The sequence below is a fragment of the Nonomuraea sp. ATR24 genome (assembly GCF_041950485.1).
Classification (GTDB): Bacteria; Actinomycetota; Actinomycetes; order Streptosporangiales; family Streptosporangiaceae; genus Nonomuraea; species Nonomuraea ceibae.
Map to the genome: position 1 here is coordinate 48,839 of NZ_JBGNUU010000030.1, position 14,458 is coordinate 63,296.

Annotated in this window: 14 protein-coding genes; 8 read left to right on the forward strand and 6 right to left on the reverse strand. The window is 72.3% G+C overall.

Annotation, left to right across the window (positions count from 1 at the left end; genetic code table 11):
• Positions 1 to 18 precede the first annotated feature (18 nt).
• From ACBI99_RS41930 to ACBI99_RS41945, 4 genes are read right to left on the reverse strand one after another with little or no spacing between them, the layout of a single operon-like run.
• On the reverse strand, positions 19 to 1,389 hold the full coding sequence (locus ACBI99_RS41930) for a GH1 family beta-glucosidase (protein WP_357583800.1): 1,371 nt from the start codon (positions 1,387 to 1,389) through the stop codon (positions 19 to 21).
• Positions 1,386 to 2,189: a carbohydrate ABC transporter permease gene (locus ACBI99_RS41935; protein ID WP_357583798.1), complete on the reverse strand. Its 804-nt coding sequence runs from the start codon at positions 2,187 to 2,189 to the stop codon at positions 1,386 to 1,388. The genes ACBI99_RS41930 and ACBI99_RS41935 overlap by 4 nt, the downstream gene beginning before the upstream one ends.
• Positions 2,186 to 3,148, reverse strand: coding sequence for a carbohydrate ABC transporter permease (locus ACBI99_RS41940; protein WP_219505444.1), 963 nt, complete (start codon positions 3,146 to 3,148; stop codon positions 2,186 to 2,188). Before ACBI99_RS41940 ends, ACBI99_RS41935 begins: the two co-directional genes overlap by 4 nt.
• Positions 3,145 to 4,428: an ABC transporter substrate-binding protein gene (locus ACBI99_RS41945; RefSeq protein ID WP_219505446.1), complete on the reverse strand. Its 1,284-nt coding sequence runs from the start codon at positions 4,426 to 4,428 to the stop codon at positions 3,145 to 3,147. Before ACBI99_RS41945 ends, ACBI99_RS41940 begins: the two co-directional genes overlap by 4 nt.
• Before the next feature lie 60 nt (positions 4,429 to 4,488).
• Between ACBI99_RS41945 and ACBI99_RS41950 the strand changes: the two genes are divergently transcribed.
• From ACBI99_RS41950 to ACBI99_RS41970, 5 genes are all read left to right on the forward strand, one after another.
• Positions 4,489 to 4,707, forward strand: coding sequence for a hypothetical protein (locus ACBI99_RS41950; RefSeq protein WP_357583794.1), 219 nt, complete (start codon positions 4,489 to 4,491; stop codon positions 4,705 to 4,707).
• An 83-nt stretch (positions 4,708 to 4,790) separates the two neighbouring features.
• Positions 4,791 to 5,870, forward strand: coding sequence for a ThiF family adenylyltransferase (locus tag ACBI99_RS41955; protein ID WP_219505450.1), 1,080 nt, complete (start codon positions 4,791 to 4,793; stop codon positions 5,868 to 5,870).
• On the forward strand, positions 5,867 to 7,024 hold the full coding sequence (locus ACBI99_RS41960; RefSeq protein ID WP_375075006.1) for a hypothetical protein: 1,158 nt from the start codon (positions 5,867 to 5,869) through the stop codon (positions 7,022 to 7,024). The genes ACBI99_RS41955 and ACBI99_RS41960 overlap by 4 nt, the downstream gene beginning before the upstream one ends.
• Positions 7,025 to 7,088: 64 nt before the next feature.
• The gene (fepB, locus tag ACBI99_RS41965) at positions 7,089 to 8,075 is read left to right on the forward strand and encodes a Fe2+-enterobactin ABC transporter substrate-binding protein (protein WP_219505453.1); all 987 of its coding nucleotides are present in this window, start codon (positions 7,089 to 7,091) and stop codon (positions 8,073 to 8,075) included.
• Entirely contained in the window at positions 8,075 to 9,025 is a 951-nt protein-coding gene (locus ACBI99_RS41970) for an alpha/beta hydrolase-fold protein (protein WP_375075007.1), read from the forward strand. The genes fepB and ACBI99_RS41970 overlap by 1 nt, the downstream gene beginning before the upstream one ends.
• Positions 9,026 to 9,037: 12 nt before the next feature.
• On the opposite strand, the gene ACBI99_RS41975 is transcribed toward ACBI99_RS41970, so the two are convergent.
• Both ACBI99_RS41975 and ACBI99_RS41980 read right to left on the reverse strand, forming a co-directional pair.
• Positions 9,038 to 10,054, reverse strand: a complete 1,017-nt coding sequence (locus tag ACBI99_RS41975; RefSeq protein ID WP_308125764.1) for an iron chelate uptake ABC transporter family permease subunit — start codon at positions 10,052 to 10,054, stop codon at positions 9,038 to 9,040.
• On the reverse strand, positions 10,051 to 10,977 hold the full coding sequence (locus ACBI99_RS41980) for an iron ABC transporter permease (RefSeq protein WP_246644990.1): 927 nt from the start codon (positions 10,975 to 10,977) through the stop codon (positions 10,051 to 10,053). Before ACBI99_RS41980 ends, ACBI99_RS41975 begins: the two co-directional genes overlap by 4 nt.
• 133 nt (positions 10,978 to 11,110) lie before the next feature.
• On the opposite strand from ACBI99_RS41980, the gene ACBI99_RS41985 reads away from it, so the two are divergent.
• The 3 genes from ACBI99_RS41985 to ACBI99_RS41995 are packed head-to-tail and all read left to right on the forward strand — an operon-like array spanning position 11,111 to position 14,458.
• Positions 11,111 to 11,863: a 2,3-dihydro-2,3-dihydroxybenzoate dehydrogenase gene (locus ACBI99_RS41985; RefSeq protein ID WP_219505467.1), complete on the forward strand. Its 753-nt coding sequence runs from the start codon at positions 11,111 to 11,113 to the stop codon at positions 11,861 to 11,863.
• Positions 11,864 to 11,874: 11 nt separating this feature from the next.
• Entirely contained in the window at positions 11,875 to 12,960 is a 1,086-nt protein-coding gene (locus tag ACBI99_RS41990) for an isochorismate synthase (RefSeq protein ID WP_375075008.1), read from the forward strand.
• Complete coding sequence (locus ACBI99_RS41995; protein WP_375075009.1) at positions 12,947 to 14,458, forward strand: (2,3-dihydroxybenzoyl)adenylate synthase; 1,512 nt, start codon at positions 12,947 to 12,949, stop codon at positions 14,456 to 14,458. Before ACBI99_RS41990 ends, ACBI99_RS41995 begins: the two co-directional genes overlap by 14 nt.

Consider the following 14,458-nt stretch of genomic DNA (forward strand, 5'->3'; position numbering starts at 1 on the left):
GAGAGCACGCAACGAAATCTACAACCGGTTGGCGGCGATCACGTCCCGGTACCAGAGCGCGCTGTCCTTGAGCACCCGGGTCTGCGTCGCGTAGTCGACGTGCACGATGCCGAACCTGCGCCGGTAGCCCTCGGCCCACTCGAAGTTGTCCAGCAGCGACCAGACGAGGTAGCCGCGCAGGTCGGCGCCCGCCTCGATGGCCCTGCCGACCTCGCGCAGGTGGCCGTCCAGGTAGGAGACGCGGTCGGCGTCGTGCACCCGGCCGTTCTCCACGACGTCGTCGAAGGCCGCGCCGTTCTCCGTCACCATGAGCCCGACCTGCGGGTAGTCCTGCGACAGCCGGACGAGGAGCCGGGACAGGCCGTCGGGGACGATCGGCCAGCCCATGGCCGTGGTGGGCGCGTCGGCGGGGGCGAACCGGACGTCCTCCGAGCCCGGCCAGGCCGCGTCGGCGGGCAGGCCGGGACCGGCCTCCACCACGCACGGGTTGTAGTAGTTGACGCCGACGACGTCGACGGGGGCGTTGATGAGCGTCAGGTCGCCGTCCAGGATGTGGCCGGTGCCGCCGTTGCGGGCGGCGGCGGCCAGCACCTCCTCCGGGTAGCGGCCGTGGATCGCCGGGTCGAGGAACTGCCGGGTCAGCAGCGCGTGGATGCGGTCCACGGCCGCCTGGTCCGCCTCGGAGGGCACCGCCTGCGGGTCGTTGACCTGGGCCGGGGTGAGCACCGGGGAGGAGTTGACGACCAGCATGAGCCGCTGCGCGCCGAGCTCGCGCAGCCGGGCCGCCGCCAGGCCGTGGCCGAGCAGCAGGTGGTGGGCCGAGCGCAGGGCGTCGCCCGGGTCGCGGCGGCCGGGGGCGTGCACGCCGTTGCCGTAGCCGAGGAAGGCCGACACCCACGGCTCGTTCAGCGTCGCCCAGTCGCCGACCCGGTCGCCGAGCCGGTCGTGGACGAGCTCGGCGTACTCGGCGAACCGGTAGGCGGTGTCGCGGTCGGCCCAGCCGCCCCGGTCCTCCAGCGCCTGGGGCAGGTCCCAGTGGTAGAGCGTGACGTAGGGGGTGATCCCGGCCTCCAGCAGCCCGTCCACGAGCCTGTCGTAGAAGGCCAGCCCGCGCGGGTTGGCCGCGCCCGCGCCGTCGGGCTGGATGCGCGGCCAGGCCACCGAGAACCGGTAGGCGCCCAGGCCCAGCTCGCGCATCAGCGCGATGTCGTCGGGATAGCGGTGGTAGTGGTCGCACGCCACGTCGCCGGTGTCGCCGTCGGCCACCTTGCCGGGGGTGTGGGAGAAGGTGTCCCAGATCGACTGGCCCCGCCCGTCCTCCTTGACCGCCCCCTCGATCTGATAGGAAGCCGTTGCGGCACCCCAGACGAAGTTTTCCGGGAAGATCATCCCTTGACCGCTCCTTGCATGATTCCACCGATGATTTGCTTGCCGAACAGGGCGAAGACGAGGACGAGCGGCAGCGTGCCCACCGCCGTGCCCGCCAGGCCCAGCACGTAGTCGTTGACGTAACCGCTCGCCAGCGTCGAGAGCGCCACCTGGACCGTGGGGTTGTCCGGGCTGAGCACGACGAGCGGCCAGAAGTAGTCGTTCCAGGCCGACATGAACGTCAGCATGCCGAGCACCGCCGCCGCCGGGCGGGCCGTGGGCAGCACGACGTGCCAGAACAGCCCCCACGTGGTGCACCCGTCGACCCGCCCCGCCTCCAGCAGCTCGGTCGGCAGCGCCCGGGACAGATACTGCGTCATGAAGAACACGCCGAACGCGTTGACCAGCGCCGGGACGATCAGGGCGTAGTTGGTTCCGGTCCACTCCAGCTTCACCATGAGCATGTAGAGCGGGATGATGCCGAGCTGGGCCGGCACCATCATCGTCGCCACCGTGATGACGAGCATGGCGTTCTTGCCCCGGAAGCGCAGCTTGGCGAAGGCGAACCCGGCCAGCGTCGAGAAGAACATCACCGCGACCGAGATCGACCCGGCCACGATGAGCGAGTTCAGCAGGGCCAGCCCGAACGGCACCGTGTCGAAGACCCGCGCCACGTTCGCGAAGAAGTTGCCGCCCGGCAGCAGCGGCGGGGGCACCTGGGCCAGCGCCGAGTTGTGCCGGGAGGCGACCACGACGCTGTAGTAGAGCGGGAACGCCGAGAAGAAGGCGACCCCGGTCAGCGTCAGGTAACGCAGTCTCATACCAGCCCGCCCTTCACCTTGCGGGTCAGCAGGAAGTTGATCCCCGCCACGATCACCACCGCCAGGAACATCAGCCAGGACGCGGCCGAGGCGTAGCCGAAGTCGAAGGTCGAGTTCGCGAAGCCCTGCTCGTAGACGAACAGCGCCAGGGTCTGGAACTGCCGGTCCGGCCCGCCGGTCGCCAGCCCGCCCCCGCCGCCGGTGCTCTGCCCGAACAGCATGGGCTCGGCGATGATCTGCATCGCGCCGATCGTCGAGACGATCACCACGAAGATGATCGTCGGCCGGATCATCGGGATGGTGATGCTGCGGAGCTGCTTGAGGTTGCTCGCCCCGTCCAGCGTGGCGGCCTCGTACAGCTCGCGCGGCACCGCCTGCATGGCGGCCAGGAAGATGAGCGCGTTGTAGCCCGTCCACCGCCACATGATCATCACCGAGAGCGCCAGGTGCGAGGTCGCGGTGCCGGCCGCCCAGTCGATGTGACCGGCGCCCAGCCCGCCCAGCACCCAGTTGATCAGCCCGAAGTCCCGGCCGAAGAGCTGGCTGAAGATCACCACCACCGCCACCACGCTCGTCACGTTCGGCAGCAGCAGCGAGATCCGGAACAGCGTGGCGAAACGCAGCCGCTTGTTCAGCAGGTGCGCCAGCCAGATCGCCAGCACGAGCTGCGGGACCGTCGACAGCACGCCGATCGACAGCGTGTTGAACGTGGCGTTCCAGAAGTAGCCGTCGGCCAGCAGCGTCCCGTAGTTGCCCAGGCCGATGAACGTCTGCGTCTCCGACAGCAGCGTCCACTCGTGCAGGCTGACCCAGGCCGTGTAGATCAGCGGGAACAGCCCGAACGCGCAGAACAGCAGGAAGAACGGGGCGACGTAGGCGTACGGCGACACCCTCGTGTCGAGGGTGTGCCGCACACCGCGCCTACGCCGTCGCGTGACCGCGAGGGGGAGCGTGCTCATTTGATCTTCTTGACGTCCTCGAGCACCTGCGCCCACGCCTCGTCCGGGGTCTGCTTGCCCTGCTCGACCCGGCCCAGGCCGTTGCCGATGGCGACGCGGACGTCGGCCTCCTTCGGGCCGAGGTGCTGCGGCTTGAGCGCCTTGGCGGCGTTGGAGTAGATCTTGCCGATGGGGGCGTCACCGAAGAACGGCTTGGTGAAGTTCTGGATCGACGGGTCGTCGTAGAGCGAGGGGATCGACGGGAACGTGCCCTCCTCCTTGAAGACCTTGGCCTGGTTCTCCTTGGAGGTCAGGAAGTCGATCAGCTCGGCGGCCTCCTTCGGGTGCTTGCTCTGCTTGGGCACCATCAGGTGGGAGCCGCCGCTGTTGCCCGAACCGCCCGGCACGGTGGCGATGTCCCACTTGCCGGCCGAGTCCTTGGCCTGCTCCTGGATGAAGCCGGTCATCCAGGCCGGGCAGATGATCGTGGCGAACGAGCCCTTGGCGAAGCCGGTGTTCCACGGCGGCGAGAAGGCGGCCAGCTTGGCCGTCAGGCCCTCGGCCGTGAGCTGGTTGGACAGGTCCCAGGCCTTCTTCACGTCCGGGTTGGAGTCCACGATGATCGTGTCCTGGGCGTCGTAGAGGCCGACCGGCGCCTGGTTGACCATGGCGCGGAAGATCTCACCGGGGGAGTCGACGAACTTGGCGCCGGCCACGTCCGCCGCGGCGAACTTCTTGCCGGTCGCGATGTAGTCCTCCCAGGTGGGCCAGAGCGCCGACACCTCGTCGCGGTCCTCGGGCAGCCCGGCCTTCTTGAACAGGTCCTTGCGGTAGCACATGGCCAGCCCGCCCACGTCGGTGCCGAGGCCCAGCACCTGGCCGCCGTCCTTGCTCAGGCCCTGCTGCCACTTCCAGTCCAGGTAGTCGCCCTGCCGCTGGTCGAGGCCGTACTGCTTGAGGTCGGTGAACTTCTGCGGCTGGGCGGTGAAGGTGCTGACGTAGCCCACCTCGACCGCCACCACGTCCTCCGCGCCGGCGTTCGTGGCCAGGCGCTTGACCAGGTTGTTGTGGTGGTCGTTGAACTGGGTGACGTTCTCGGCGATCTCGATGTTCGGGTGGGTCTTCTTGTATTCCTCGTAGAGGGGCTTGAAGCCGAAGTCGCCGAAGAGGCCGATGGTCAGCTTGATCTTCTCGGTCGGCGCGGCCGCCGGCGTGGCGGTGTCGCCGCCGCTCCCGCAGGCCGCGAGGGCGAGCAGCGACGCGGTGACCAACGGAACGATCCGCCGGGTGCGAGGGGTCATGGAACCCTCCTCGGGTTCGTACTAGGGGGGTGGACGAGAGAGCGCTCTCTCGTCAGATTCGTGGGCATCATGCGGCCCTGTCAACGGCTCGTCGGTAACGATCGCTGTTATCAAGAGAGCGATCTCTCGGGTCTGGCCCCGGGCGTGTGGCCCGGCTGTGGCGATTGTGTGGCGGCGGCGGCGATGATCGGTCGCGAACGAGCGCAACGGAAGGAGGTCCCCATGAAGATCGAGGTCCGCAAGGTCGAGGCGGTCAAGGCCACCGGCTTCGCCGTCTGAGCCGAGTGCTCTGCCGGGTGGGAACGGGGTCCCGTTCCCACCCGCTTTTTTGTCTGTCTTCGAGGGGGATGCGAGGAGGAGCTGTGCGGATTGCGCTGAAGGAATGCGTCTGGGAGTCGCTCGGCGGTGATCTGTTCGTCATCACCGATCCGCGCGAGGTGGTGACGCTGGCCGACGAGGAGGGCCAGGTGGCCGCGCTCTTCGCCGCGCTGGACCGGGGCCCGTGCACGGTGCCCGAGCTGCGCGAGCGGCTCGCGGAGGGCGGCGTCGCGCTGGGCGAGGACGACGTGCACGGCGCCGTGGCGGCGCTGGACTCGCTCGGCCTGGTCGAGTACGAGGCCGACCGCACGCTCGGCGACCCGGCCCTGGACGCACGCCACTTCTCCAACCTGGCCTTCTTCGGCACGCACTCCCGGCTCGACAGGCCGCGCGCCGAGTTCGTCTCGCGGTTGCGCCGCTCGCACGTGCTCGTGCTGGGCGTCGGCGGCGGCGGCTCCTCGGTCGTGCAGGCCCTGGCCGGGCTCGGCGTGGGCCGGCTGACGCTGGTCGACAGGGACGAGGTCGAGCCGCGCAACTTCGCCAGGCAGTTCCTCTACCATCACGCCGACATCGGCCGGTCCAAGGTCGAGTGCGCGGCCGAGTGGGTGCGCGCGTTCGACCCGGAGATCGAGGTGCGCCCGGTGGAGCGCTGGATCTCCGGCCCCGACGACCTGAAGGACCTGCTGGATGGTGTGGACCTGGTCGCGGGCGGCCTCGACGGGCACCCGGACGCCAACCTGTGGATCAGCGACGCCGCCGTGGGCGCGGGGGTGCCGCTGGTGGTGGGCGGGATCACCCGCTCGGAGGTCGTCTACTACTCGGTGTCGCCGGGCCGCAGTGCGTGCGTCCGGTGCGACTGGAGCGACCGGCCGCCGGCGGACGAGGCGAGCAGCGGCGGTTTCGTCGAGCGCAACCGGGACCGGCTGGCGCTGAGCAACACCCTGATCGGGCCGCTGGCGATGCAGATCGGCTCGCTGGTCGCCTACGAGGCGCTGCGCTACCTGACCGGGTTCGAGGAGCCGCGGGCGGCGGGCGCGTACATCCGCCTGGACCTGCGTGAGGGCCTGGCGCCGTCGCGGCACCCGTTCACCCGTGACGACGCCTGCCCGGTGTGCCCGCGATGAGCGGCGGGACTGTCGCGCTGCGCCCGCTCAGCCTGGTCGAGGAGGGTGACGAGGTCCTCGTCGGCGATCCGGAGACCGGCACGTTCGTGGCGATCCCGGCGGTCGGCGGCGTGGTGATCGCCGCGCTGCGTGACGGCGCGAGCGTCGAGGAGGCCGCCCGGCGCGCCGAGGAGTTCGCGGGTGAGCCGGTGGACGTGCCGTCGTTCGTGGAGACGCTGCGTGAGCTGGGCTTCCTCGACGAGGGCGAGCGAGTGCCGGTCGCGACCGCGCCCGTGCAGGGCCGCCGGTGGCTGCGCGGGGTGCCCGCGTGGGTGGCCAGGCCGCTGTTCGGCCGCGTGGCGTGGACGGTGTACGCGCTGGCGGCGGTGTTCGACCTGACCGTGCTGGTCCTGGTGCCGTCGTTGCGCCCGGCGCCCGCGCAGGACGCGTTCGTCCTGGACGACGTGGGGCTGAGCGCGGTGCTGCTGTACGCCTTCCAGCTCGGCCTGGTCGCCGTGCACGAGTGCTGGCACTGGCTGGCGGCCCGGTCGCTGGACATCCCGGCGCGGTTCGGGCTGGACCGGCGGATGGCGTTCCTGGTGTTCGAGACCGATCTGTCGCAGCTGTGGTCGGTGCCGAGGCGGCAGCGTTACGGCCCGCTGCTGGCCGGGCTGGCGATCGACGCGGTGATGCTGGCCGTGCTGCTGGCGGGGCAGCTCGTGGTGACCTCGCCGCTGCTCGCGGCCTGGGCGTTCGTGCTGCTGTTCCAGATCGCCTGGCAGTGCATGGTGTTCCTGCGCACCGACCTGTACGCGGTGCTGGCCACCCGGCTGGGCTGCAAGGACCTGTGGCGGGTCAAGTCGCTGATGCTGCGCCGGGCGTTCGGCCGGCTGAGCGCCGAGCAGGAGGCGGAGCTGGCGGCCGCCGACCCGAACGACGTGCGGGCCGGGCGCTGGTTCCGCTGGGTGTGGCTGGGCGGCCTGCTGGTGGTGGCGGTGTGGCTGGCCTACTTCGTGCTGCCGGTGGTCACCGGGCTGCTGGCGTGGACGGCCGGCGAGGTCGCCGCCGGGCCGGGCGCCTGGGGGTTCTGGTGGGCGATCGGCTGCGCCGCCGTGGCGCTGGGCCCGTGGCTGGTGGCCGCCGCGCTGGCCGTGAAGGAGAGGACCGCCCGGTAGTGCCTATTAGGTAAGGCTGCCCTAATATTGCTTAGGCTTTGCTTACCTAACATGGGAGTCGACTGTGGCATCCTCCATCCGCGCGAGCCTGATCGCGCTCCTGGCCGCCGCCGGCCTGGCGGCCTGCGGGTCGGGCGGGACGACCGCCGAGGGCGGTCAGGCGGCGGCGAAGGCGCAGACACGCACCGTCCAGCACGACGCGGGCACCGCCGAGGTGCCCGTCGCGCCCAAGCGCGTCGTCTCGGTCAGCGTGACCATCACCGGTCACCTGCTCGCCCTGGAGGCGCCGGTCGTCGCGTCGCAGGCCACCGCGCCCGGCCCCATCACCGACGGCAACGGCTTCTTCAAGCAGTGGGCCGACGTGGCCGCCCAGCGCGGCGTCCAGGTCCTCTACCAGGGCTTCGAGCCCGACCTGGAGAAGGTCATCGCGGCCAAGCCCGACCTGATCGTCGGCGCGGCCACCGGCGCCGACAGCGCCGCCAAGGTCTACGACAAGCTCCAGGCCATCGCGCCCACCGTGCTGTTCCGCCACGACAACCTGACCTGGCAGGACCTCAGCGCCAAGCTCGGCAAGGCCCTCGGCCTGGAGGCCAACGCCACCAAGCTGGTCGAGACGTACGACGCCAGGATCGCCGAGGTCAAGGCCAAGATCAAGGTGCCGGAGCAGGAGGCGGTGCTGCTGCGCGACAACAACACCGACATCCCCGTCTTCACCGACAAGTCCGCGCAGGGCGGGCTGCTCGCCTCCCTCGGCTTCGCCATCCACCCCATCGACGCCTCCATGGCGGCCGAGTCCAGCAAGGAGGGCGGCGGCCGCACCGACATCGTCAACGTCGCCCAGGAGAACGTGGTCAAGGCGTTCGGCGACAGCTCGCTCTTCTTCGTCTCGCACAGCCCCGAGCAGATCGCCGCGACCAGCGCCAAGCCGCTGTGGAAGGACCTGCCCGCCGTCGCCGGCAAGCGCGTGCACGACCTCGGCCTCGACTCCTTCCGTATCGACTACTACAGCGCCTCCAACATCGTGGACCGGATCGAGCAGCAGTTCTCCTGATGCGCGATCTGCCTCCCCAGGTGCCCAGACCCGCGCCGCCGCAGGTCGTGCCCACCCCGCCGGTGGACGGCACGACCTCGCCGGTGATCTCCGCGCCCGCCCCGGACCGCCGCGCCGTCACGTTCCTGTGGCGCGGCCGGGCCGGGGAGGTGCGGGTACGGGCCAACAAACTCACCCACCAGAGCGACGCCGCCCTCATGGAACGCGACGGCGACCTGTGGCACCGCACCTACCTGGTGCGGCCCGGCTGGCGCTCGTCCTACCTGCTGACGGTCGACGGCCAGGACGTGCCCGACCCGCTCAACCCGCGCCGCTGGCGGGGCTTCTCGATCGCCGAGACGGCCCCGCCGTCCCCCTGGCTCACCCCCGGCGAGCCGCGCCACCGCCTGTCCCGCCTGCCCCTCGGCTGGCGCTACGACCCGGTACGGCCCGCCGAGGGCAGCCTGGTCATGCTCGACGGCGAGCACTGGGTGGACGACCTGCCCGTCATCCTCGACAACCTGATCGGCGCGGGCGCGATCCCGCCGGTCACCGCCTGGCTCGTCGAGTCGGGGCCGGACCGGGCCGCCCGCCTCACCTGCGACGCCGCCTTCGCCGACGCCCTGCCGTACGAGGGCCGTACCGTGATCGCCGGGCAGAGCTTCGGCGGCCTGGCCGCCGTGCACGCCGCGCACCGGCACCCTGACCGGTTCGCGGCGGCGCTGTCGCAGTCCGGGTCGTTCTGGTGGCCCAACGGCCCGGAGCCCGAACGGCTCACCGGGCAGATCGCTGCCCGGCCGCCCCGGGTGCACCTGCAGACCGGCACGCTGGAGTGGGCGCTGCACGGCCCCACCGAGCGGCTGCGGCAGGCGCTCGGCGACGCGGGCACCCACGCCGCGTTCGAGGGCGGCCACGACCGCTACTGCTGGTGCAACGAGCTGGCGGACGGCCTGATCGCCCTCTACGGCTGATCGGGGCCGCCGCTACTTGCGCCATTCGCGGTAGATGAGCCATGCCAGGTAGATCCCGCCGAGGCCGCCCGTCAGGACGCCGACCGGTAGCTGTCCGGGGGTGGGCAGCCGTTGGACGAGCAGGTCCGCGGCGGCCAGGAGCAGCGCGCCCATCGCGGCCGACGAGCCCACCCCCGGCCCGGGGGCCCGCGTGACGCGCCGGGCGAGCTGCGGCGCGGCCAGCGCGACGAACCCGATCGGCCCGGCGCTCGACACCGCCACCCCGGACAGCCCGACCGCGACCAGCAGCAGCACCAGGCGCAGCCGCTCGACCCGGACCCCGAGTGCCCCGGCCGCCGCGTCGCCCATCTCGATCAGCGCCAGCGCCCGGCTGAGCCCCAGCGTGACCGGCAGCCCGATCGCCACGGCCAGCGCGACCGGCCACACCTTCTCCCAGCCGGTCCCGGACAGGCTGCCGATCAGCCACACCTTGGCCCCCTGCGACTCGTACAGGTCGGCCCTGGTCAGCAGGTAGGCGATGAGCGACTGGAGCATCGCGGTGACGCCGATGCCGACGAGCACGAGCCGCGTCCCCTTGACGCCGCGCTGGAACGACAGCACGTACACCAGCAGCCCGGCCCCGAGCCCGCACGCCAGCGCTCCCAGCGAGATCGCCTGCGCGCTCGCCGCGCCGAACACCAGGAGCATGAGCACGGCCCCGGCGGCGGCTCCGGCGTTGACGCCGATGATGTCGGGACTGCCGAGCGGGTTGCGCGACAGGCTCTGCACGACCGCGCCGCCCACGCCGAGCGCCGCGCCGACCAGCAGGGCGAGCAGCACCCGGGGCGCACGCAGCGAGTAGACGACCATCTCGCTGGTGGCGTCGCCCTGGCCGAACAGCGTGCGCAGCGCCTCGCCGACGCCCACGGCCGAGCCGGTGCTCAGCCCGAACAGCCCCACCGCCATCCCGGCCGCGGCCAGGCAGAGAACCACCGCGGACGCGCGCGGGTGGACCCGCACCGCGATTCCGGGCATCCGTACCGTCTTCACGCCGGGATCGCCTTCCGCCTGCGCAGGAGATAGATGAAGATCGGCGCTCCGAGGAACGCCGTCACGATGCCGCTCTCCAGCTCGGCCGGCCGGACGACCACCCGGCCGAGCACGTCGGCGGCCAGCAGCAGCGCGGGCGCGAACACCGCCGAGTAGCCGATCACCCACCGGTGGTCGGGCCCGGTGAAGGCGCGCACCGCGTGCGGCGCCATCAGCCCGATGAAGCCGATCGGCCCCGCCGCCGCCGTGGCCGCGCCGCACAGCAGCGTGATCGCGATGCCGGTCAGCAGCCGGATGCGGCCCAGCCGTACGCCGAGCGCCTGGCCGGTCTGCTCGCCGAGGGCGAGCGCGTTGAGCCCGCGCCCGAGGCCCAGCGCCAGCAGCGTGCCGGCCAGGACGAACGGCGCGACCTGCTGCACCACGTCGAGCGAGCGCCCGGCCAGCGCCCCGACGTCCCAGAAGCGCCACTGGTCGAACACCCCGGCGTCCAGCGACAGCACGCCGTTGATGGCGGCGATCAGCGACGCGCTGACGGCTGCCCCGGCCAGCACCAGCCGGGTCGGATGGTGGGCGCCCAGCGCGTAGACGACGACGGAGGCGATCAGCGCCCCGGCCATCGAGAACCACACCCACGTCGACATGTCGGAGGCGCCGAAGAAGAGGATCGAGCACACGACGGCCAGCGACGCCCCGGAGTTGACGCCGAGCAGCCCGGGGTCGGCCAGCGGGTTGCGGGTCAGCGCCTGCATGAGGGCGCCGGCCAGGCCGAGGGCGGCGCCGACGCAGATGCCGAGCAGCGTGCGCGGGACCCGCAGGTCGTGGACGACGGCGGCGGTCTCGCCTCCGTCGGGCTGCCAGAACTGCTGCCACACCTCGCCGAGCGGGATGTCCTGCGCGCCGACCGCGAGGCTCAAAACGCTCATACACAGGAAAACCGCACTCAAGACCACAAGTCCCGTCAAGCGCATGAAATCCCTCTCTTTAGGCAAGGCTTACCTTATCTTGAACGCCGGGCCGTCTCGCTCTAGATTAGGCAAGCCTTACCTAAGGAGTGAGATGGAGTTTCGGGGGAGTCATGCTCTCGTGACCGGCGCGGGCCGGGGCATCGGTGAAGCGGTCGCGTCCCAGCTCGCCGGGCTCGGCGCCGCCGTCACCGTCGTCGACGTGGACGCCGGCCTGGCCGGACGCGTCGCCGCCCGGCTGCGCGAGGCCGGCCACCTGGCCACCGCCCGGCCCGCCGACGTCAGCGACGCGGCCGCCGTCGAGCGGGCGGTCGCCGAGGCCGAGGCCGAGTTCGGGCCGCCGGGCATCCTCGTCAACGTCGCCGGGGTGCTCGCGCTCGGCCCGGTGCTGGAGTTCGGCGACGCCGACTGGCAGCGCCTGTTCGCCGTCAACGCCGACGGCGTCTTCCACACCAGCCGCGCCGTCGCCCGCCGGATGGTCGCCCGCGGCGACGGCGTCATCATCACCGTCGGCTCCAACGCGGCAGGCGTGCCCCGCGCCCACATGGCCGGCTACGCCGCCTCCAAGGCCGCCGCCACCATGTTCACCAAGTGCCTGGGGCTGGAGCTGGCCCCGCACGGCATCCGCTGCAACGTCGTCGCGCCCGGCTCCACCGACACCGCCATGCAGCGCGCCATGACCGCCGACCCGGTCAAGGGCGCGCCCGAGATGTACCGGCTCGGCATCCCGCTCGGCCGCATCGCCGACCCCGCCGACGTGGCCGACGCGGTCGTCTTCCTCGCCTCCGACAGGGCGCGCCACATCACCCTGCACGACCTGTACGTGGACGGCGGGGCCTCACTGTGAAGGACACACCGATGGACGAGTTCTTCCTCGCCTCGCCGCGCGGCACCCTGCTGGCCGGCGGGCCGTACTTCGTGGTGCCGCCGTCGGCGCGCAAGAACGCGCTGGCCGACCTGCCAGCGCGGGCGGCCGGCGCGCTCGGGGTGGCGCTGGCGGCCGGGCACACCGCCCCGGTCGTCGTGGGCGCGATCCCGTTCGCGCCCGACGCCGACGCCTGCCTGTACGTCCCCCGCTGGGTACGCCACGGGCCGCCGCCGGGGCCGGGCGCCCCGGCCGCGCCGCTCGCCGCGGACCCGGGCGACTCCGAGCAGATCCCGCCGCCCCTGGAGTACGCCGAGGCGGTGCGCCGGGCCGTGAAACGGCTGCGCGCCGGCGACCTGGACAAGGTGGTGCTGGCCCGCTCCCTCACGATCCCGTACGAGGGCGACCTGACGCCGCTGGTCGAGGCGCTGGCCGAACGCGACCCCACCGGCTACACGTTCGCCGCCGCGCTGCCCGGCGGCCGGACCCTGCTGGGCGCCAGCCCCGAGCTGCTCGTCTCCCGCTCCGGCCGGACCGTCGTGGCCAACCCGCTGGCCGGGTCCGCGCCGCGCGGCGCCGACCCGGGCCACCTGATGACCTCGGCCAAGGACCGGCGCGAGCACGCCCTCGTGGTCGAGGCCGTCGCCGCCGCGCTGCGGCCCCACTGCAGCACGCTGTCGGTGCCCGAGCAGCCGTCGCTGGTGCCGACCGCCTCGATGTGGCACCTGTCCACCCGCATCTCCGGCGAGCTGGCCGACCCCGCCACCACGTCGCTGGAGCTGGCCGCCGCCCTGCACCCCACCCCCGCCGTCTGCGGCACCCCCACCGACGCCGCCCGGCAGCTCATCGCCGAGCTGGAGCCGTTCGACCGGGGCTTCTACACCGGCCTCGTCGGCTGGCAGGACGCCGCCGGCGACGGCGAATGGGTGGTCGCCATCCGCTGCGCGGTCGCCGACGGCACCGCCCTGACCCTGTACGCCGGCGCCGGCATCGTGGCCGACTCCGACCCCGACGCCGAACTCGCCGAGACCTCCGCCAAATTCCGCACGACGCTGGGAGCGCTGCATGTGGCCCGATGACTACGCCGCCCGCTACCGGGCCGCCGGCTACTGGACCGGCCAGACCTTCGGGGACTGGCTGAGGGAGCTGGCCAAGGAGCACGGGGACCGGGAGGCGGTCGACAGGCTGACGTACGCCGCGCTGGACGCCCGCGCGGACCGGCTGGCCGCCGGGTTACATGGACTGGGGCTGCGGCGCGGCGACCGCGTGGTGGTGCAGCTCCCCAACGAGCCGGTGTACTTCGAGGTGATCTTCGCGCTGTTCCGGCTCGGCGCGCTGCCCGTCTTCGCGCTCCCGGCCCACCGGCTCAACGAGATCACCCACCTGGTCACCCACAGCGGCGCCGCCGCCTACGTGACGACCCGCGCGCTGGAGGTGCCGGCCCCGGTGCCGCGCGTCCTGCACGCCGACGCGCTGCCGTACGAGGACCCGATCGACCTCGACGGGCCGCGCCCGGAGGACGTGGCGTTCCTGCAGCTCTCCGGCGGGAGCACCGGGCTGCCGAAGCTGATCCCGCGCACCCACGACGACTACCTCTACAGCGTGCGGGCCAGCGCGGAGATCTGCGAGCTGTCGCCGTCCACCGTGTACCTGTGCGCGCTGCCCGTGGCGCACAACTTCCCGATGTCCTCGCCCGGCGTCCTCGGCGTGATGCACGCCGGCGGGCGCGTCGTGCTGGCGCCGCAGCCGTCGGCCGAGGTCGCGTTCGGGCTGATCGAGCGGGAGCGGGTGACGATGACCGCCGTGGTGCCGCCGCTGGCGCTGCTCTGGCTGGACGCCGCCCGGCGCACCGGCCGCGACCTGTCCAGCCTGGAGGTGCTGCAGGTGGGCGGCGCCAAGCTGGCCGCCGAGACCGCCCGCCGGGTACGCCCCGAGCTCGGCTGCCGGCTCCAGCAGGTCTTCGGGATGGCCGAGGGGCTGGTCAACTACACGCGCTCCGACGACCCCGACGAGATCGTGGAGACCACCCAGGGCCGACCCATCTCACCGGACGACGAGATCCTCGTGGTGGACGACGACGACCGGCCCGTGCCGCCCGGCGAGGTCGGCCACCTGCTCACGCGCGGCCCGTACACGATCCGCCGCTACTACGGCGACTCCGACCCCGGCGCGTTCACCGCCGACGGCTTCTACCGCACCGGCGACCTGGTCCGGGTGACGCCCACCGGGCACCTCGTGGTCGAGGGGCGGGCCAAGGAGGTCATCAACCGGGGCGGCGAGAAGGTCTCGCCCGAGGAGGTGGAGAGCCACCTGCTGGCCCACCCCCGCATCCGCGACGCCGCCGTGGTCGCCGTGGCCGACCCGTACCTGGGGGAGCGCAGCCACGCCTTCGTGCTCAACCGCGAGCCCGTCACCGTGGCGGAGGTCAGGGCGTTCCTGCGCGAACGCGGGCTGGCCGCGTACAAGATCCCCGACCGGATCGAGCTCGCCGGCGAGTTCCCCGTCACCGGGGTCGGCAAGACCAGCAAGAAGGACCTGCGAGCCGCGCTGCGCGCGCGTGCGGAAGGAGACTCCTGA